General features: G+C 60.2%; 21 protein-coding genes. 10 read left to right on the top strand and 11 right to left on the bottom strand.

Annotated elements, in window-relative coordinates; translation table 11 throughout:
- Nucleotides 1-142 precede the first annotated feature (142 nt).
- Genes F1642_RS14170 through F1642_RS14160 form a run of 3 tightly spaced genes read left to right on the top strand, consistent with a single transcriptional unit; the run spans nucleotide 143 to nucleotide 2,887 of the window.
- Nucleotides 143-898 (top strand): SRPBCC family protein, encoded by a 756-nt coding sequence (locus F1642_RS14170; protein WP_194886521.1) that lies wholly within the window; start codon nucleotides 143-145, stop codon nucleotides 896-898.
- Nucleotides 898-2,091, top strand: coding sequence for a zinc-dependent alcohol dehydrogenase (locus F1642_RS14165; protein ID WP_194886520.1), 1,194 nt, complete (start codon nucleotides 898-900; stop codon nucleotides 2,089-2,091). Before F1642_RS14170 ends, F1642_RS14165 begins: the two co-directional genes overlap by 1 nt.
- A 1-nt stretch (nucleotide 2,092) precedes the next feature.
- Nucleotides 2,093-2,887: an SDR family oxidoreductase gene (locus F1642_RS14160; RefSeq protein ID WP_194886519.1), complete on the top strand. Its 795-nt coding sequence runs from the start codon at nucleotides 2,093-2,095 to the stop codon at nucleotides 2,885-2,887.
- A 639-nt stretch (nucleotides 2,888-3,526) separates the two neighbouring features.
- On the opposite strand, the gene F1642_RS14155 is transcribed toward F1642_RS14160, so the two are convergent.
- A complete protein-coding gene (locus F1642_RS14155; RefSeq protein ID WP_194886518.1) occupies nucleotides 3,527-4,486 on the bottom strand; it encodes an IS481 family transposase in 960 nt (319 codons plus the stop codon).
- Nucleotides 4,487-4,717: 231 nt separating this feature from the next.
- On the opposite strand from F1642_RS14155, the gene F1642_RS14150 reads away from it, so the two are divergent.
- Nucleotides 4,718-5,245: a hypothetical protein gene (locus F1642_RS14150; protein ID WP_194886517.1), complete on the top strand. Its 528-nt coding sequence runs from the start codon at nucleotides 4,718-4,720 to the stop codon at nucleotides 5,243-5,245.
- A 63-nt stretch (nucleotides 5,246-5,308) separates the two neighbouring features.
- Here the strand turns inward: F1642_RS14150 and F1642_RS14145 are convergent, their stop codons facing one another.
- From F1642_RS14145 to F1642_RS14120, 6 genes are all read right to left on the bottom strand, one after another.
- The gene (locus F1642_RS14145) at nucleotides 5,309-5,545 is read right to left on the bottom strand and encodes a hypothetical protein (protein WP_194886516.1); all 237 of its coding nucleotides are present in this window, start codon (nucleotides 5,543-5,545) and stop codon (nucleotides 5,309-5,311) included.
- An 87-nt stretch (nucleotides 5,546-5,632) separates the two neighbouring features.
- A complete protein-coding gene (locus tag F1642_RS14140; protein WP_131573793.1) occupies nucleotides 5,633-6,049 on the bottom strand; it encodes a type II toxin-antitoxin system VapC family toxin in 417 nt (138 codons plus the stop codon).
- A complete protein-coding gene (locus tag F1642_RS14135; protein WP_131573794.1) occupies nucleotides 6,049-6,294 on the bottom strand; it encodes a type II toxin-antitoxin system VapB family antitoxin in 246 nt (81 codons plus the stop codon). Before F1642_RS14135 ends, F1642_RS14140 begins: the two co-directional genes overlap by 1 nt.
- A 202-nt stretch (nucleotides 6,295-6,496) precedes the next feature.
- Nucleotides 6,497-6,742 carry a hypothetical protein gene (locus F1642_RS14130; protein WP_194886515.1) on the bottom strand — a complete coding sequence of 82 codons (246 nt, stop codon included), beginning with the start codon at nucleotides 6,740-6,742 and terminating at the stop codon, nucleotides 6,497-6,499.
- Between the two features lie 930 nt (nucleotides 6,743-7,672).
- Nucleotides 7,673-8,332, bottom strand: a complete 660-nt coding sequence (locus F1642_RS14125; protein ID WP_194886514.1) for an HAD family phosphatase — start codon at nucleotides 8,330-8,332, stop codon at nucleotides 7,673-7,675.
- 171 nt (nucleotides 8,333-8,503) lie between these two features.
- Nucleotides 8,504-8,992 carry an Lrp/AsnC family transcriptional regulator gene (locus F1642_RS14120; RefSeq protein WP_370582886.1) on the bottom strand — a complete coding sequence of 163 codons (489 nt, stop codon included), beginning with the start codon at nucleotides 8,990-8,992 and terminating at the stop codon, nucleotides 8,504-8,506.
- Between the two features lie 100 nt (nucleotides 8,993-9,092).
- On the opposite strand from F1642_RS14120, the gene F1642_RS14115 reads away from it, so the two are divergent.
- Nucleotides 9,093-10,052, top strand: coding sequence for a pyridoxal-phosphate dependent enzyme (locus F1642_RS14115; protein ID WP_139085647.1), 960 nt, complete (start codon nucleotides 9,093-9,095; stop codon nucleotides 10,050-10,052).
- A 487-nt stretch (nucleotides 10,053-10,539) separates the two neighbouring features.
- On the opposite strand, the gene F1642_RS14110 is transcribed toward F1642_RS14115, so the two are convergent.
- The 4 genes from F1642_RS14110 to F1642_RS14095 all read right to left on the bottom strand — a co-directional run bounded on the left by F1642_RS14110 (nucleotide 10,540) and on the right by F1642_RS14095 (nucleotide 13,168).
- On the bottom strand, nucleotides 10,540-11,979 hold the full coding sequence (locus F1642_RS14110; protein ID WP_194886513.1) for a DUF4942 domain-containing protein: 1,440 nt from the start codon (nucleotides 11,977-11,979) through the stop codon (nucleotides 10,540-10,542).
- Nucleotides 11,976-12,428, bottom strand: coding sequence for a hypothetical protein (locus tag F1642_RS14105; protein ID WP_194886512.1), 453 nt, complete (start codon nucleotides 12,426-12,428; stop codon nucleotides 11,976-11,978). Before F1642_RS14105 ends, F1642_RS14110 begins: the two co-directional genes overlap by 4 nt.
- Complete coding sequence (locus F1642_RS14100; protein WP_194886511.1) at nucleotides 12,425-12,775, bottom strand: hypothetical protein; 351 nt, start codon at nucleotides 12,773-12,775, stop codon at nucleotides 12,425-12,427. Before F1642_RS14100 ends, F1642_RS14105 begins: the two co-directional genes overlap by 4 nt.
- A 135-nt stretch (nucleotides 12,776-12,910) precedes the next feature.
- Complete coding sequence (locus F1642_RS14095; protein WP_131573800.1) at nucleotides 12,911-13,168, bottom strand: hypothetical protein; 258 nt, start codon at nucleotides 13,166-13,168, stop codon at nucleotides 12,911-12,913.
- 622 nt (nucleotides 13,169-13,790) lie between these two features.
- Here F1642_RS14095 and F1642_RS14090 point away from each other — a divergent pair.
- The 5 genes from F1642_RS14090 to F1642_RS14070 all read left to right on the top strand — a co-directional run bounded on the left by F1642_RS14090 (nucleotide 13,791) and on the right by F1642_RS14070 (nucleotide 17,438).
- A complete protein-coding gene (locus F1642_RS14090) occupies nucleotides 13,791-14,054 on the top strand; it encodes a hypothetical protein (RefSeq protein ID WP_194886510.1) in 264 nt (87 codons plus the stop codon).
- Nucleotides 14,051-14,659: an HdeD family acid-resistance protein gene (locus F1642_RS14085; protein WP_206692783.1), complete on the top strand. Its 609-nt coding sequence runs from the start codon at nucleotides 14,051-14,053 to the stop codon at nucleotides 14,657-14,659. Before F1642_RS14090 ends, F1642_RS14085 begins: the two co-directional genes overlap by 4 nt.
- A gap of 118 nt (nucleotides 14,660-14,777) precedes the next feature.
- Nucleotides 14,778-15,764: a patatin-like phospholipase family protein gene (locus F1642_RS14080; protein ID WP_206692782.1), complete on the top strand. Its 987-nt coding sequence runs from the start codon at nucleotides 14,778-14,780 to the stop codon at nucleotides 15,762-15,764.
- Nucleotide 15,765: 1 nt separating this feature from the next.
- A complete protein-coding gene (locus tag F1642_RS14075) occupies nucleotides 15,766-17,202 on the top strand; it encodes a GntP family permease (RefSeq protein WP_084684278.1) in 1,437 nt (478 codons plus the stop codon).
- A 29-nt stretch (nucleotides 17,203-17,231) separates the two neighbouring features.
- On the top strand, nucleotides 17,232-17,438 hold the full coding sequence (locus F1642_RS14070; protein WP_194886509.1) for a hypothetical protein: 207 nt from the start codon (nucleotides 17,232-17,234) through the stop codon (nucleotides 17,436-17,438).
- Nucleotides 17,439-17,440: the final 2 nt, after the last annotated feature.

The raw sequence follows: 17,440 nt of genomic DNA, 5'->3' as shown, positions 1-17,440 counted from the left end.
TCACAACGAAGCCTGCATTGCCTGCAAATTCCAGTGCCGCGCTCGGAGTTTGGGTTTGAACGTGGAAGGCGGAGACTTATGCGGCTCGCCTGCGAGGCGAGACTGTCGACGCCGCGAAACCAACATAGCCGAGGAGAATGTCATGGAGAGCGATCCCAATCCGGATGCCGCCGCCGATCGGCGGCGCGGCCTGGACGATAGCCGGCGCGGCGAAGAGGCTGCACATGGTCCGACAGGCACCGTGCCACGAGCGTCCGGCATCCACCAGCGCGGCAGGACCCTATCGCCTCTTGCAGAGGTTGCGATCGGGGTCGGTGCGGCGGCGCTGGTGGCGTTTGCCGGAAAGGCCTTGATGCAAAGACAAACCTCCTCCCGTCCGGCTGATGATGCAGACCCTCGTTTTCACAACAACGGGGACTGGCACGGGAAACATGCCGTGGTCGGCAAGACCATGCTGATCAACCGTTCACCGGCGGAAGTTTATGCCTACTGGCGCAACCTGTCGAACCATTCGCAGTTCATGGACAATGTCCGGTCGGTCCGCGACAACGGCAGCCATTCCATCTGGACATTGACCAATGCTCTGGGCCGGGAGGTCGAGATCGAGGTGCGGCTGAGCGAGGAACGCGAGAACGAACGTCTTGCCTGGGCCTGCGTCCCCGGCGCGCCGATCGAGATGCAGGGCGCGGTCAAGTTTCGCGAAGCTCCCGCCGGCCGCGGCACCTATGTCGACTTCGACATGGAATATGTTCCCCCCGCGGGAGCGGCGGGCCGCGCGTTTGCCAACCTCGTGCGCCGTGCTCCGCAGCAGCAAGCGCGCCACGGCCTCAAGCGCCTCAGGATGATCATGGAAGCCGGCGAGGTTGCCACCTCCGCCCGATACAAGGAGGAGGCGTGATGCGCGCACTGACCTATCACGGCAAGCACGACGTACGCGTGGACAGCGTGCCCGATCCCGAGATCCTCAACCCGCCCGATGCCATCATCCGCGTCACATCGACGGCAATCTGCGGTTCGGACCTTCACCTTTATGACGGGGTAATCCCGGCAGTCCTGCAGGGTGACATCCTTGGGCACGAGTTCATGGGTGAGGTCGTCGAAACCGGGGCAAAGTCGACGCTGAAGAAGGGCCAGCGCGTGGTGGTGCCGTTCACCATCTCCTGCGGGTCCTGCTTCCATTGTTCCAAGCTGCAGTTCTCGGCTTGCGACAACTCGAACCCGGTCGAAAAGCAGGACATGTCGGAAGAACTTTATGGCCATGCCATGGGCGGGCTGTTTGGCTATTCGCACCTGACGGGCGGGTATTCGGGCGGACAGGCAGAATACGTTCGCGTGCCCTATTCAGACGTTGGGCCCATTGTTGTGCCTGACCATCTGGAGGACGACAAGGTCCTGTTCCTGTCCGACATCCTGCCCACAGGCTGGATGGCCGCTGAAAACGCTGACATCGAGCAGGGCGACACCGTGGCCGTCTGGGGCTGCGGCCCGGTCGGGCTTTTCGCGATCCAGTCGGCACTGCAGATGGGCGCGCATCGGGTCATCGCCATTGATCATTACCCCAACCGGCTGGCCCTGGCCAAACGGCTCGGCGCGGAGATCCTTGATTACAAGCAGACCGACATCTCGGAAGCGCTGCGCGAGATGACGGGCGGCATCGGGCCTGATGCGGTGATCGACGCGGTGGGGATGGAAAGCCACGGCTTCGCGCTCGACACGCAGACGCATCTGTTCAACATTGCCGACACCGTCAAGCAGAAGATCGGCATTGGCGCGGACCGCGGCGGCGCTCTGCGCGAAGCGATCTTCGCCTGCCGCAAGGGTGGCCGACTGTCGCTGCCTGGCGTTTATGGCGGCTTCCTCGACAAGTTCCCCCTTGGCGCGCTGATGGAAAAAGGGCTGCAGGTCAAGTCGGGCCAGACCCATGTGCAGCGTTACTCCAAGAAGCTTCTGAGCCTTATCGAAGACGGCACGCTGGACACCACGTTCATGATCTCGCACCGCCTGCCCCTGGAGCAAGCGCCGGTGGGATACAAGAATTTCAAGGAAAACCAGAACGACTGGACAAAGGTCGTCCTGAAAACGGAGGTTTGACATGGCTGCGCATGCAGGGGAATTGGCCGTCATCACGGGCGCGTCGACCGGGATTGGCTATGAACTGGCGAAGATCGCCGCGCAGGACGGCTACAACTTGGTGATCTGTGCCGACGAGGCCGAGATTGAGGATGCGGCACACAGGCTGCGCCAGCTCGGCACCACCGTCGAGGCGGTCCGGGCCGATCTTGGCACCGAGCACGGGGTGTCGTCCCTTTGGGACGCCATCAAGGACCGCCGGGTCGACGTGCTGATGGCAAACGCCGGTCGCGGCCTTGGTCACGGCTTTCTGGATCAGGATTTCGCGGCGGCCAAGGCTGTCGTGGATCTGAACGTGACGGGGACCATCTCGCTGGTCCACAAGATTGGAAGACAGATGCGCGACCGGAACGCCGGCCGCATCCTGATCACAGGGTCGATCGCCGGCTTCATCCCTGGGGCGTTCCAGGCAGTCTACAACGGCACCAAGGCATTTCTCGACTCCTTCTCGGAGGCTCTAGCGAACGAGTTGAAAGACACAAAGGTGACGGTGACATGCCTGGAGCCCGGCCCGACGGAGACAGAGTTCTTCCGCCGCGCCAACATGCTGGACACTCCTGTCGGGCAAAGCAACTCAAAGGACGATCCGACAGAGGTTGCGCGAGCCGGCTATGACGCCATGCAGGCAGGCACCCGTCAGGTCGCGTCAGGCTTCATGAACAAGGTGCAGTCCGTCTTCGCCGGCATCATCCCTGACGCCATTCTGGCCCAGATGCATCGCCGGATGGCAGAACCCAAACCGGGCGATCAGGGATAGCCTCCTACAAGCGAGGTGGTGCGGTGGGCCACAAGGCCCGCCCCGCCGGATGGCTTGAGAGGGATAGCCATATTCTCATTTGCCGCGCGGCATCTGGCCAAGTTCGTCACATGTTTTGGCAGATCGCCGTACGGATGATGATGTGACCGCACCTGAAGAAAATTCAACGCCAGCACGTGCTCACAGGAGGCTCCTGTGTCAGGATCGTGGGGCTGGTGATTGGATGCGGGGTATAACGCCACGGCTTTCGCAGAGCTGGCAAGGCGACGGTCTCGTCTGGAGAGGTTCGCATGAGGGCGAGGCTGCAAGAGAGTATCTGCGCCCGTTGCTCCATGAAGTGGAGACGATGGTCCCGGATCGGTCCCTCCGTATCGGCGACTGCAGGATGCGCAGTGTCTTCCCGCACCGGCTTTGCTCCGAAGGCAATGCCCTTGGAAGAATAGCGCTGCGGTCTCTAGCAAGGATCCAGACTGCGCCGTTGTCTGCTGGAACATAGGATTTCCTCTCAGGTTAGGACTCGCACAATCAGTAAGCGGTGTTCCGATCACACGGTTGCGGCGTAGTTCCAGGGGAGCAGGCCTTGGATCTGGCTCTGTTTGTGGCCTTTGATGATAGCGGTGAGCGTCGTGGCGAGCCATGCTAGGTGTTCAGTCCCGGCATCTGGTGGATCGGATTTAGGATGAATCTGTCTGGCTCGGATGTCCAGATCTTGCAGATGTATTCGTAAGGCGTGAGGCCGGCGAGCGTCTTGAGCCGGCGCGCAAAATTGTAAGCGGCCATGAAGTCGGTGAGATGGGTGCGGAGCTGGTCGTGATCATCGTAATGGAAGCGTTTGACGGTCGCGTCCTTGATCGTGCGGTTCATCCGTTCGACCTGTCCATTCGTCCAAGGGTGGTTTGGCTTCGTGAGGCGGTGCTCGATACCGTTGGCCTCGCAGATCATGTCGAAGCGCATGGGCCGGGAAGAGATGGTGTTCCGGTTCCGGGGCTGCTCAGCGAACTGAATGCCGTTATCTGTGAGAATGGTGTGGACCTGATAGGGCACCGTCTCGAGCATGTGCTGCAGAAATTCCCAGGCTGTCTTCCTGTCTGCCTTGACGACGAGCTGGGTCACGGCAAACTTGCTCGTGCGGTCGATGCCGACGAACAGAAACAGTTTGCCCTCAGCAGTCTGCACTTCGGCAATATCGATATGGAAGAAGCCGATGGGGTAGCGTTTGAACTTCTGCCGCTTCGGCTTGTCGCCTCCCACGTCAGGCAGTCGAGAGATACCGTGGCGCTGCAAGCACCGATGCAGCGCCGAGCGTGTCAGGTGCGGGATGGATGGCTGCAGGGCATAGAGGCAGTCGTCCAGCGGCAGCAGCGTGTGCCGCCGGAAAGCGACGATGGTCGCCTCTTCGGCCTCGGTCAGGATCGTCGAACGCGGTTCTCTTGGCCCGGTCTTGAGATCCTCAACCGTCTGGCGCTTGCGCCATTTCGCCACCGTCTTCGGGTTGATCCCCAGATCCCGGCTCAACGTCGCGAGCGAAGCTTGCGATCGTTGTATTGCAGCTCTGACGGCGTGCGTGGTCGTGGCGCTTCCATGGCGAACCTGGCCCATAATGCTTCCTTCCATTCCTGAGAAAGGATCGCACCATCAAACCGTGGGATCAAACACCTAGAGCGCGGTCCCTCGGGGCGGGCGGTCCAGGGCGATCAGCCCTAGACCGAACAACACGAGGGACGCCGCCAAAGCACATTACCTATTTTTTTCACTATCTAAACACAATTAGTATTGCCACTTTCATAAGCTCAAATAAACATCACTGACCAAACAAGGGATATAAATTCAATGAATGATAAAAATGATATTGGCGATTCAAATAATACCAACGGCACAGTGACTGTGCCTGACATTGAACACCTTCCTAAGCCTAATTCGGTCAATATAGGCAATGATCTAGCCTCACCTATTTCAGTAACTAACGATATTGATGAAAATCTTCCTAAAAATCAGGCTAAGCCCAATATTGCACCCCCTATACCGAAAAAGGGCACACCTGATATAAAACCAAAAACTAAGTGGTATTATCTTTGGCCTCTCTTAATAATAGCATTACTTTTCTTCGCAGGTATTACCTGGCTGCAATTCTTTGGGGAAGATTTTGTAAATAGAAGCAAGGCTCAGATTGAATCATGGAAAGATATTTTTACATATATTGCTGTATCAGCCGGTCTTTTGGGCAGCTATATTGCCGCTTTGGGGGAAGTTAATCCCCAAAAATTTGGTTCATGGAAACCAACTGGATCAATAATACGGTTCCTAGGAGCAGTTGGTGCTTTTTCAGTTGTATATGTTGCCTTGATATTCCTACCCTGAATGCAACAAGGCCGCCCATTCAAAGGGCGGCCTTCTGTCTAACGATCATTTTGGTGCATCTTTTTAGATGAAAGGAATCGCATGTGCAATTAAGCTAAAAAAATCTGAAACGTGCGACATTGCATAGTTGAAAGCGTGTACTGCAGCGCCAATCAAGCCGCATAATGCAGCGAATAGAAAAACTACCATGCCGTCCGAAAGTGAGCTGCCTTTGCTCGCAACGCGGTGTGCTTCGGCAGCCGTCTTGCGGCGTTTGTGCGCCCAGTAAAAGAACGCAGCACCGTTCTGAGAATAACCCATTCTTCATCTCCTTTGCGGCAATCATTTCACAAATCAAAAGCTCCTGGCGCAATAGGATGAAGTGGTTATCACAAAATCAGAGATTTGTCACTTGAGATCCGTTTGCGAAAAATCGTTGCCCTTGTAGAGCAACTTGACATGATAGGCTTTAGCGCAAGCGTACGCAAAGCAGTCGCCAAAGTTCAACTGAGCCGGATGGTTCACGGTCTTCCCGTAGGTTCGCGCGGCCTCTTGTGCCAAGCGTCCAATGCCTCCCGTTATGTGAATATCTCGCGCGCCTATGACGTCCAGGAAGTCATTGACGATCCGCTCGGCACGTTCGTGCGTTTCAGCATTTCGGCCCGTGTCCCCTTCAAGGCGTCGAGCGATGGCAAGCGATGCTTCGAACCGCGCCAGCGGTGAGCAGTAAAGCTGCCCCTGCAAACCCTCAATGTGCTGAAGATGGGCCGTGGCATCTGGCTCGTCGCCCAAGATGGCAACGATCACGGACGCGTCCAAAAACATCAGGTGTCACCCCACATTTCATCACTAAATTTCTTCATGTCGAAGTCTGGGTTCACTGCACCAAGGTCTGCGACACGAGATTGCAAAGGCTTGATCTTATCGAAGATTGAGGTTTGGTTCAGCTTCGCATCAAGCGCAGCTTGTAGCGCCTCTCGCACTGCGTCTGTCTTGGTCTTGGCACCTGTGATGCGCATGACCTGCTCAGCAAGAGCATCAACCTTGTCGTCACGGATGTAGAGCGGCATCGAATATCCCTCGTTGCATATCCCGGATATTAGCAAACGAATATCCTACCGTCTAGGTCCGCGCGGCCGCAAGGCCGTGCTGCGGCGCGCAAGCGCCGGGCCGGTGCGGTAGGGTTCTTGGACCCTGCCGCACCGGCCAATCAAAGCTCGATCCTGGGCGTGTCAGACGATGATCGCCATTGAGGCGGGCGCATGGATAAGGTCACTTTTCCATAAGGTAGGTCTGCTGCGCTGCCTGATCGGACGATGAGAAAGAAAGCTGATGGTGGTCTGCAAAGTGTCGCAGATCACACAGCGCAAATTCCAGAAGGTCTCCGACATGCCCTTTGACCTCGGGATAGAGCGTTGTCAGCATTTCAAAAATAATCTTTGAATGAGTGGCTGGTGCGTTGCTAGGTTCCGCTTGGCCCTCATTCCCGGCCATCAGATTTGAATGATTTTGTGCCATTACCGGACTCCCATGTAACGAATTGCGGCGGGATAGTTCACCCCATCCACTTTCATTATTTTACCGTATTAGGTAGCGTAATCCCAGAGGCCAAATAATAAAGCGGCCAATAAAATCCTGATTTATAGATGCGACATTGACGGAGGCATTCTAGCTAACCCAATTAGCTCATAGATGCCGCTTACAGGGTTTAGGACATACAGCGCATTCCCACGCAATTCGACTTCGAGAACATCGAGGCTATGCCCTGATCTCTCAAAAACAGAAAGTATTTCCTCGGCCATGGCGCGGCTGATCTCTGCTTTGCACGACTGCTCTAGTCTCATTGATCCCAACATAAAATGTAGCCCTCTTGAACACTGGCGCGACTCTTAGAGGCAACAACGAACAAGGATAGTGACAAGACCAAAAGGACAGGCAGAAAGGTCTAAATGGCGTTTTAGGTTGACAAATCTTAATGGCCCCGCCGAAGCGGGGCCTAAGCTACTCTGATGCTGAACGGAGTAGGGTTTGCCTAGAATTTCTGGAGGGTCAGCACCACGGTATTGATGCGGACGCCCACGCTGGCAAAGCTCTCGGGCGGCAGGTCGCGCCACTGGTGGCACCGATAGCCGCGCGGGGAATGCTGTGCGGCCCATGCCCGGAACCGCTCATGCTTGGCGGTCGATCCGACCTCGGCGGACGCGGGCAGGATCGCGCGCAGCTCACCGCCCGGTGTGGTTTGCCACGATACTTGTCCTCACCGAACCAATGAAATCAGTGACTTGATTTTGCGTTTGCACACCAAAACGTCCTTCCTTGCCAATTAAAGCTTCCTCTACCACCAGCAGAGCTGCAAATTTCTTGGCCGAAAGCAGCCCTTGAAGGGTTGCCAAGCACCCGACGCGAAGAGCCCAAAACCGTCATTCGCTATCTGACGGTATTACAGAACTAACTGGACTGTCCGATCTTTAGTATAGTCTGCGCAGCGGAAAGCCCATCGACTTCATGATGCGCTTTCCGATCAATGCTGGCGACCAAATCAGGAATTTGAATGACCATCATCACGCCTGCCGCCATTGCCGACTGAACCCCAAGGTCACTGTCATCAAGCGCTACACATTGCGACGGATGAAGATTTAAGCGCTTTGCGGCTTCCAAATAGACGTCAGGCTCAGGCTTTCCATGAGCAACCTGATCAACGCCTACAACGGCGTTGAGTCGGCCGAGCAAACCGGCATGATCCAGCTTCCATTCAGCCCGTGCGGTCGTGCTATTTGTCGCAACGGCACGAGGGATCTCCAGTCTATCGAGAGCATCCAGAAAGTCATGAACACCTGGAAGCAAAGGAACTTTGTCCGCCATTTTCTTGTCCATGGCTAAATCCCAAGCGATGTCGAGCGCGGCAGCATCAATTGGGACCCCAACTTGGTCCTCGATCATCCGGGCCGCTTGCAGTCTGGCCACTCCAACAAGATTATTGAAGTAGTCTCTAGGCAGGTCATGGCCGAACTCAGCAAGCACCTCGGGTCCTAGCTCCATCTGGAGCCGTTCAGTGTCGAGAAGCAGCCCATCCATGTCGAAAATGACGCCTGAAAAAAACGTAGCCATAGAGTTACCCTCCAGTTCGCCGTGCCCTTAAAGAGCAACGGCGACCACTTCAATGCGTGAATGACGGCGACCTGAACGTCCTGACCGAAGGCAGCATTGATGCCTGAATGTCCGCTTGCCCTGGGAGGCCATACTCGCGGATCTATCTCGAACCGCAGCATCAGACTTTTCTCATCCGTAGACGTTTGGCCTATCGGTTGGCACGTCGAGTGTGCGCTTGTAGCTGGTCATAACCACCGAAGTTCGGAAGCGGCGTACGTTGGGCTGGTCGAAGAACAGACGGCGGGTGAGGGCTTCGAAATCCGCCATGTCGAGAGCGACGCAGATCAGGACGAAGTCGCCCTCGCCGGTCACGTAATGGCACTGCTGGACCTGTGGCTCGGCGCAGGCAGTGCGGGCGAAGCCGTCGATCTGATCTGGCCGCTCGCGCTCAAGTTCGACCGAAACGACGAAGGTCATCGCTTGCCCGAGCGCAGCGGGATCAAGCACCGCGACGGTGCCTGCGATCACCCCGCTTCGGCGTAGCTGGGTTAGGCGCCGTTGCACGGTGGCGACTGACAGTCCCGTCTCGTCAGCGAGTTGGTCGAGCTTGACCTGCGCGTTGCGCTGAAGGGTCGCGAGCAGCGTGCGGTCGGCATTATCGAACGTCGGCATCATCATGAGGCCACCGTATCACAGGCGACAGCCGTTACGGGAATGTTTCTCGCATATCGGGTACGCATGCCGCAAACGTCGCACGCTTTAGTGGCAGATTGCAATCATGACCATCCTCGACCCTGCGCCCGTGCGCGCCCGCCTGTCCCGGTGCCCCGTCCATGCACCGACCCCGCTCCGACGGCAGATGCCGGGCGGGCGACCGCTCTGGATCAAGGATGAACGGGCGCGGATGGGGCTCGGCTCGTTCAAGGCCCTGGGCGGGGCCTACGCGGCGCTGCGGCTGATCGAGGCGAGGGGACGGGTCGACGTCACCTTCGTCACCGCGAGCGCAGGGAATCACGGCCTGTCGGTCGCCGCCGGCGCACGGGTCTTCGGAGCGATGGCCCGCATCCACATCGCGCGCACGGTGTCCGAGGACTTCGCCGACCGGCTGCGCGCCGAAGGGGCGGAAGTCGTCCGTTCGGGCGAGGCCTACGAGGCCTCCGTCGCCGCCGCGGTCGCGGACGCCGAAGCGACGGGCGCGATTCACCTCGCCGACGGATCCTGGCCGGGCTACACGGAGCCGCCCCGGCTGGTGATGGAGGGCTATACCGTGATCGCCGAAGAGCTGCGGGAGGCGTTCGAGGCCGCCGGGCCCGGGCCGGACGCCTGGCCCGACGTCATCTACCTCCAGGCGGGCGTCGGGGGCCTCGCCGCCGCAATGGCGGCACGCATCCGCGCCGCCTGGTCCGTGCAGCCGCGCATCGTCGTGATCGAGCCCGAGGCGGCCCCTTGCCTGCGCGAGAGCGTGCGTGCGGGCCGCATCATCACGGTCGACGGCCCGGTCTCCGAGATGGGCCGGCTCGACTGCAAGACGCCGTCCCTCCTAGCCTTCGACATCCTGCGCGAGACGGCGGACGCGTTTGAGACCGTTTCCGAAGCCGAGGCCGCGGCGGCCGTCGAGCTGACAGCCGCCGAGGGCCTTGCAACCACGCCATCGGGAGCGGCGGGCGTCGCAGGCTGGATGCGGATGGGCGGAGAGCGCCCGCTCGCGATCCTCAGCGAGGGTCCGGTCAATGGCTGACCCCACCTTCAACGCGGTCGCTTTCCGCCGAAACTGCCAATCGTTCGAGTCGCGGCATCGATAGAAAAGGGCTCCAAGCAGTCGCTCATCGCGGCCGAAATGAACGGCAGCTCTTGATCCACGGCAACACCCACCTGCGCCCAAGGTAACAGTGGAGGGGTATCTCGCCAGTCGACACCGCCTGATCGGACCTCCGATACTCGGAGGTCTCCGGTCCGATCAGGCTCATTGCACGATTTCTGACCTTGTGCTTCAAGACAGATGCTTGCTCGATCCTTGACGTCTCGCGCGGGCCTGCTGCGGTCGCCCGCCTTCACTCCCAAGGTCGTTCCCGGCACGCGACTGGACAACCGGGTGCGGCTTGCGTCAGCAGTCCCGCCTTTTGCGAGCATTCTTTTTGATAGGTCGGGGGACATGGCAGTTAAAAAAAACGGCCCCGCCGAAGCGGGGCCTGAGTTTCTCCGTCGCAAAAGGGAGTAGGTTTTGCCTAGCACTTCCGCAGGGTCAGCACCACGGTATTGATGCGGACGCCCACGCTGGCGAAGCTCTCGGGCGGCAGGTCGAGCCACTGGCGGCACCGATAGCCGCGCGGAGAATGCTGCGCGGCCCATGCCCGGAACCGCTCATGCTTGGCGGTCGATCCGACCTCGGCGGATGCGGGCAGGATCGCGCGCAGCTCGCCGCCCGGCGCAAGGAAGTCCCATGCGTGTTTGACGTGATCCATGAAATGCGTGCCTGAAAACGGTGGATTCATCAGGATCAGGTCATAGACCGGCGCAGGCGTGACCTTCAGAAAATTTGCGCAATGAACCTTCAGCGCAGGGTGGGCCATGCCCCGCAATGCCGCTGCCCGGTCAGGGTGGATTTCAACAGCGTCCACGGTCGCGCCCATCTTCAAGACGGGCCGGACGATGGCGCCGATACCGGCGCTTGGCTCCAGAACACGGGTGCCCGCCTTGATCGTCAGATCAGAAAGCAATTCTTCGACCGTCGCCGCAGGCGTCGGGTAGAAGGCAAGATCCTTGGCAACGGCAGTGCCGGTGCGGAAGTCGGCGGGCTGCTCGTCGGACCCTGCGGCATCGGCCAGCACTTCGCCGTAATAGCCCGCCAGGACCTGACTGACCTTCCGCAGTAGGTCCGCGTCCTTCACCCACAGGTGCAGGTTGCCGTTCTTGAAGCATCGGGCCGTAAAATACTCGGTCTCGATCTCGGTTTGCCGCGCGCCCCATCCGCCGCGCCGGGCGGCATTGATCGCGCCTTCCAGATCGCCGTAGCTCCGCTGCCCGGACAGTTGCGAAAACACCCGCTCGACGTCCGCCAAGGTGCGCCGCATCTGTTCGCCCCTGCCAGAATAGGACCAATAACCGCCATCATCGAAAACCCATGTGAAGATCATGCGTTTGCCGATCTTGAACGCGTCGTGGCTCTTGAAAGCCGGGTCCAGTTCGGAAAAGGCGCGGGCCACGCCCCGCATGAAAATCAGGTCGGCATCGAGGGTCAGGCGTTCCAAGGTGGCGCGGATGTTCTCAAGCGTTGGCTCGGGCATGTCATCTGCGCCCATCTGCTTGTCCAGCTGGTCCCGCTCGGTGCGGTCCATGATTTCCTTGAGGCGGCTTTCCTCAACGATCCGCAGCCAGATTGCGGCATCGAGGGTGCGCTTGTACCGGGCCAGGACGGCAACAGGATCGAAGGCGGAAAACAGGGTCGATTTCACGGCCTCGTTGTCGCTGTAGTGCAGATAGCAGGAATGCCCCGCGGTCGCGCCCTTGGCCGTCTCGGCCGCGTCCAGCGCGCGGCTGTAGCCGTCCGACAGAGTGGCGATGGCGTCCTGCATCTGCGTCAGCGCGACCTCACGGGCGGCGCAAATGCTCATGATGTTCATCGGTGCGACCAGTGCGCCGGCGCTGAAGGTGGTGCGGGTGTTCATGCTGCTGCCTCGCTCTCGATGGCTTCAAGGATTTGCTCGCGCAGCTCGGACAGCGGGTGCGCGTCGAAGTCGTCACCGCGAAAATCTTCCGGGTTGTCGTATCCGGGGATTTCGTCGTGGATGCGTTCGGCCAGACGGTCGGCAAGATCGGCCAGCGTCCCGGCGACAGTGATAGTCTCAAGGTCGGCATACTCGAACCGGGCTGCCGCGTTCCGGGACAGGGCGGCGAGGGCAAGGCCCGCGTCGTCAGCCTCGGCGTCATGGACAAGCCGCCAGCCTGCGCCGGTGTCGCCATAGATCGACCAGAAAGCCCGGCCTGCAGGGCTGCAAACCTCGATGGCTTCCGCATCCGTGCCCTCGCGGATCATCTTGACCGGCGACACGCGGTAGTCGGTGAAGGTGGCGGGGGTATCCCCCGCCACAAAACCGTTAAAGGAAAAACCGCTCATGCCGTTGCCTCCTGCTTTGCCGCAAAGGCATCGAGCATCAGGTAAAGCGTCTCCATCGTGGGCGGATCGCCATAGACGACCGTGCGCCCGACAAGTTCGGGGTCGGCTTCACACTTGGCCCGAACGGGCAAATCGTGATCCAGATAGGCGTTCACGGTGAAGCGGAATTTCCCAGTCCCGGCGTCGTAGAAATAGACGTGCCACTTCACGAGCTGGTCGGGGTTCTCGTCGGCTTCCGCAAACAATTCTTCGGCTGCAATCCGCTGAACCTCCAAGGATCGGGCGCAATCGCGGATGAAAACCATTGCTTTTCGGCCCGCCAAAGGCCGCGCCTTCGCGGATGCCAAAGGCATTTCCGGGGCAACGCTCCCGCACAAGGCGGGCCAGGATTTGGGCACTCCGCGCGCTGCCCGTTGCTGCGACATAGGGGGCGGGGTGAATATCGGTCTGCACGACAGAAAAATGGGTCATCTGCGGCTCCCTCACTGGCTCAGTGCCGAATAGGTGCCTTCATCCTCATAGCGGATGATGGCATCGCCGGTCTGGGACAGGCCGCCCCAGAAGGGGCCAAGGAAACCGGCAATCTTGGGCTGGCCCTGCAATTCGGTCCGCAGGCTGGCGCGGGTCTCGATGCCGGTGATTTCGGTGCCCATGTCATCGACCCATGCGGCAAGGTCATCTGTCACAACGCGGCTCATGCCGCTGTCGTCGGTCATGGTGATGATTTCAAAAAGTGCCATCTGGCGTTCCTCGTGGTGGTTGGCGTGGTGCGCTTGCTGCGCCCCTTCCGCACCTCCTTTTTACTATTTATAACAACGCTTTCCTACTTATTTATTGCCGTTTTCGGCAACTAAATAGCTTGACCGAGGCACCCCCTTCGGGCTTCTTTTGATGCCTGAGGGGAGGGAGCGCACAGCCCCGTAAGGGGCCAAAAAAGAAACTGTCACCGCAACGCGGTGTCCGCATTGGTGACGGTCGCGGATCGGCGCCTGGCCTGACTTCTTCGTCAGCCTTCGGGTCGGTCGCGCAAGGACCAGCAGGACGGATCGGTCACAGACGCACAAGGGGACCGTGGAATACCGTAGGCCCGCAGGGGCAAGGATATGCCGCGAAAGCCCCTTGGGTGGATGGGGACGATCTGTCAGGCGCAGGACGCGACCAGACCGAAGGGTGACAGTCAGGCCCGTCCCGTCGTGATAAGGAGCGCCACGCAGGGGGCGTTTGGCTTGTCCAAATCCCCCCGGAGGGGCGATCACCGCGTCTGTCAGAGGCATTGACAGCGCATCCATCCGGTGCTGCCTTTACTGCCGACCGCTGGTGAAGGAACATCACATGCGATGAGACAGCCCAAGGGGATAAGGAATGCAAAAGACACGGGTGATGGTGGCTGGTACTGCCATCCTATTAAGCTTCATTGCCACGACGCCGCAGGCTGCGGCTGGCTGGCAGGAGACGGAATGGGGCATGACACAGGATGAGGTCCAGAATGCCGTCCCGGATCATCATGGCGATGAAAAATTGATTGTCTGGCATGGGCTTCACGGTCCTGTGCCAATTTTGATCCATATCCGGCCCTGCGGGTCGGGGAAGGCAACACCCGCTGCCCGGCGGGAAGCACCCTGTTGAACAAGGAAGTCAATGCCATGCCGATCAGTCTTGCCGCCGCTGCACAGACCTACCGCGAAGCCGCGCGCGATGCGGTGCGCCGCCATTCGACCTTCCACCTGGTACAGGCGGTGCTGCTGGTCGTCGCGGGGATCGTCGCCATCGTCTTCCCGGCCTTTTCTTCGGCTGCTGCCGTCGTGGTGTTCGGCTGGCTGCTGATCGCCAGCGGCATCATTCAGGCCATCGGCCTGATCAGCGCACGCCATGCGCCGAACTTCTGGCTGCAGATCATCTCGGCCATACTTGGTGTGTTGCTGGGCATTCTGCTCTTGCGCAACATCGCGCAGGGGATGCTGCTGCTGTCGCTTCTGCTGATCATCTTCTTCATGATCGAGGGGATGTCGAAGGTTGTCTTCGCATTGACGATCCGTCCCTTGCCCAACTGGCTTTGGGTTTTTGCCAGCGGGGTGCTCTCGGTCGTGCTGTCGCTTGTGCTTTTTGCCGCGATGCCGGTCACTGCGCTGTGGCTGATCGGGCTGATGCTGGGGCTCGACCTCATCGCCATTGGCGCGGCCCTTGGTGCGATGGCGTGGAGGCTTCGCGGGCAAGCGGTGCCCGCCGCCTGATCCCCTAGGGCGCCCGGCTTCGGGCGCCATTTTCTTGCAATGAATTGACTGAAAGGCGCCGAAATGGCCAGCAACCCGAAATCGCAGACGCGAAAAAACCCTTCCCATCGACCTCGCCTTGCAGGGGGGCGGTTCGCATGGGGCGTTTACATGGGGCGTTCTGGACCGCATCCTCGAGGAAGACTGGTTCGAGATCGATGGCATTTCCGGCACCTCGGCCGGCGCCATGAACGCGGCAATCCTGGCGGCCGGCATGGCCACCGGCGGGCGGCAGACCGCGCGTGAGATGCTGACCGCCTTCTGGCGCCGGACGGCCGATGCCGCGCGCTTCAGCCCGTTCAAGCGCGGGCCGCTGGAGGTCCTGACGGGCAAATGGACGCTGGACAACTCGCCCGCCTTCATCGCCATGGATCTGATGGCGCGGCTGATCTCGCCCTATTCGCTGGGTGGGGCGGCAGGGAACCCGCTGCGCGACATCCTGACAGACCTGATCGATTTCGACGCGCTGGCGACCGGGCCGGTCAAGCTGTTCATCACGGCAACCAATGTGCACACCGGGCAAGGCAGGGTGTTCCGCAAGCATGAGGTGACGGCCGATGTGCTGCTCGCCTCGGCCTGCCTGCCATCGATGTTCCAGGCCATCGAGATCGACGGCGTGCCCTATTGGGACGGCGGCTATGCGGGCAACCCGACGATGACGCCGCTCGTGCGTGAATGTGAAAGCCTCGATACCGTTCTGGTGCAGATCAACCCGGTCGAGCGGCGCGAGACGCCGCGCACCGCGCGCGAGATCGCAAGCCGCCTGAACGAGATCTCTTTCAACGCCCAGCTACTGAAAGAGTTGCGGATGATGGCGCTGCTGCGCCGTGTCATCGACCCCGGCAATGGCGAGGCGCGGTACTGGAAAGAGATGCGCCTGCATCGCATCACCTCGGACATCATGGTGGACCTTGGACATTCCTCGAAGCTGAATGCCGAATGGGACTTCCTGAAGATGCTCTTCGACGAAGGGCGCCGCGCCGCCGAGGATTTCGGCCGCACCCATATTCAGGACATCGGGGTGCGTTCGACCTTCGATATCGACGCGCTGGCGGACGAGCTCTGACATGCTGGGTCTGCTGGGTATTCTGTTGGGCCTTGCCCTGATCATGGTGCTTGCGTTCCGCAGTTGGACAATCCTGCTGCTGGCGCCTTTGGCTGCTGCGGTGGCGGCGCTTTTTTCCGGTCAGCCGATGCTGGCGCACTGGACGCAGACCTTCATGCCTGCGGCGGCGGGGTTTGTGGCGCAGTTCTTTCCGCTTTTCCTGCTGGGCGCATTGTTCGGCAAGCTGATGGACGACAGCGGATCGGTTTCAGCGATCGCCGATTACATGACGCGCCGGCTCGGCCCCTCGCGGGCGATCCTTGCCGTGGTGGCTGCGGGCGCGATGGTCACCTATGGCGGTGTCAGCCTGTTTGTGGCGTTCTTCGTTCTGGCGCCAATGGGGCAGGCGCTGTTCAAGGCGGGAAGCGTGCCGCGCAGGCTGCTTCCGGCGGCACTCGCGCTTGGAACCTCGACCTTCACCATGTCGGCCATGCCGGGAACGCCTGCGATCCAGAACGCGATTCCGATGCCGTTCTTTGGTACCACCCCCTTTGCCGCACCTGGGCTTGGCATCATAGCCAGCATCATCATGGCGGCCATCGGCCTGGGCTGGCTTTCCTTCCGCGAACGTCAGGCCAAGGCGCGGGGCGAGGGTTATGGCGCGGCCGAAAAAGGCTCCGCCGTCTCGCGCGAGCTGGCCAGCACCGCACGCGAGTTTGACCCTGCCGAGATCAGCCGCGCCGGATCCTGGGGCGGGCGGCCACCGATCGGCCTGGCCATTCTGCCGCTGGTTCTGGTTGTCGTGGTCAACCTGATCCTGACGCAGTTCGTGCTGCCCAGCATGGATTTCGATTTCCTCTCGCAGCCCGCATGGGGCGAAACCACCCTGTCGGCTGTCGGCGGGGTCTGGTCGGTGGCGCTTGCGCTTCTGGTCGCCTGCATCGTGCTGGTTGCCATGAACCGGCGCCGCTTTCGCAATCTGCGCGAAAGCATCGACTCGGGCGCGACGGCCGCAGTACTTCCGATCATGAGCGTGGCAAGCCTTGTGGGGTTCGGCGCGGTCGTGGCGGCCCTGCCTGCGTTCGAGATGGTGCGGGACTGGGTTCTGGGCATCGGAGGCGGGCCGCTCGTGTCACTGGCGGTAGCGACGAACATCCTTGCCGCGTTGACCGGATCGGCTTCGGGCGGGATGACCATTGCGCTGCAGGCCCTTGGCCCCACCTTCATGCAGATCGCGTCAGACACAGGGCTGGACCCTGCGCTGATGCACCGGGTGGCCGTGATCGCCTCGGGTACGCTGGACAGCTTGCCGCATAATGGCGCGGTGGTCACGATGCTTGCGGTCTGTGGCTGCACGCATCGCGAAAGCTATCTGGACATCGTCATGGCCGCCATTGTCAGCGCGCTTGTTGCCCTTGTGGCCGTGATCGTGCTTGGCACAGCCTTCGGTTCCTTCTAACCCGATAGGGACAGAGCTTCGGGATCGTCATGACACAGCCCACGCCGACCGCCGCACCACCGGCCCTTTTGAACATCACGCTGGGCGTCATGCTGGCGCTGATGCTGGGGTGGTTCTTCCACATCGCCTCGGGCGTTCTGGTGCCAATGGTGCTGGGGCTGATGATCTCTTATGTGGTCATGGCGCCCCCAACGATGATCGTGGGAAGGATGCGCTCGAACTCCGTGCCGAATTGAGA

The organism is Paracoccus sp. NBH48, assembly GCF_015390265.1.
Classification (GTDB): domain Bacteria; phylum Pseudomonadota; class Alphaproteobacteria; order Rhodobacterales; family Rhodobacteraceae; genus Paracoccus; species Paracoccus marcusii.
The sequence above is the reverse complement of the archived record's forward strand: the minus strand, read 5'-3'. Positions and strand labels throughout refer to the sequence as shown.

What these genes read in the sequence shown, in the direction of transcription:
- F1642_RS14160 (WP_194886519.1), top strand. Translation starts at nt 2,093, where the DNA reads ATGGCTGCGCATGCAGGGGAATTGGCCGTCATCACGGGCGCGTCGACC.
- F1642_RS14150 (WP_194886517.1), top strand. Translation starts at nt 4,718, where the DNA reads ATGAATGATAAAAATGATATTGGCGATTCAAATAATACCAACGGCACA.
- F1642_RS14090 (WP_194886510.1), top strand. Translation starts at nt 13,791, where the DNA reads ATGCAAAAGACACGGGTGATGGTGGCTGGTACTGCCATCCTATTAAGC.
- F1642_RS14120 (WP_370582886.1), bottom strand. Translation starts at nt 8,992, where the DNA reads ATGATGATGCCGACGTTCGATAATGCCGACCGCACGCTGCTCGCGACC.
- F1642_RS14125 (WP_194886514.1), bottom strand. Translation starts at nt 8,332, where the DNA reads ATGGCTACGTTTTTTTCAGGCGTCATTTTCGACATGGATGGGCTGCTT.
- F1642_RS14135 (WP_131573794.1), bottom strand. Translation starts at nt 6,294, where the DNA reads ATGCCGCTCTACATCCGTGACGACAAGGTTGATGCTCTTGCTGAGCAG.
- F1642_RS14145 (WP_194886516.1), bottom strand. Translation starts at nt 5,545, where the DNA reads ATGGGTTATTCTCAGAACGGTGCTGCGTTCTTTTACTGGGCGCACAAA.
- F1642_RS14070 (WP_194886509.1), top strand. Translation starts at nt 17,232, where the DNA reads ATGACACAGCCCACGCCGACCGCCGCACCACCGGCCCTTTTGAACATC.
- F1642_RS14130 (WP_194886515.1), bottom strand. Translation starts at nt 6,742, where the DNA reads ATGGCACAAAATCATTCAAATCTGATGGCCGGGAATGAGGGCCAAGCG.
- F1642_RS14115 (WP_139085647.1), top strand. Translation starts at nt 9,093, where the DNA reads ATGACCATCCTCGACCCTGCGCCCGTGCGCGCCCGCCTGTCCCGGTGC.
- F1642_RS14165 (WP_194886520.1), top strand. Translation starts at nt 898, where the DNA reads ATGCGCGCACTGACCTATCACGGCAAGCACGACGTACGCGTGGACAGC.
- F1642_RS14170 (WP_194886521.1), top strand. Translation starts at nt 143, where the DNA reads ATGGAGAGCGATCCCAATCCGGATGCCGCCGCCGATCGGCGGCGCGGC.
- F1642_RS14140 (WP_131573793.1), bottom strand. Translation starts at nt 6,049, where the DNA reads ATGTTTTTGGACGCGTCCGTGATCGTTGCCATCTTGGGCGACGAGCCA.
- F1642_RS14075 (WP_084684278.1), top strand. Translation starts at nt 15,766, where the DNA reads ATGCTGGGTCTGCTGGGTATTCTGTTGGGCCTTGCCCTGATCATGGTG.
- F1642_RS14155 (WP_194886518.1), bottom strand. Translation starts at nt 4,486, where the DNA reads ATGGGCCAGGTTCGCCATGGAAGCGCCACGACCACGCACGCCGTCAGA.
- F1642_RS14105 (WP_194886512.1), bottom strand. Translation starts at nt 12,428, where the DNA reads ATGAGCGGTTTTTCCTTTAACGGTTTTGTGGCGGGGGATACCCCCGCC.
- F1642_RS14110 (WP_194886513.1), bottom strand. Translation starts at nt 11,979, where the DNA reads ATGAACACCCGCACCACCTTCAGCGCCGGCGCACTGGTCGCACCGATG.
- F1642_RS14095 (WP_131573800.1), bottom strand. Translation starts at nt 13,168, where the DNA reads ATGGCACTTTTTGAAATCATCACCATGACCGACGACAGCGGCATGAGC.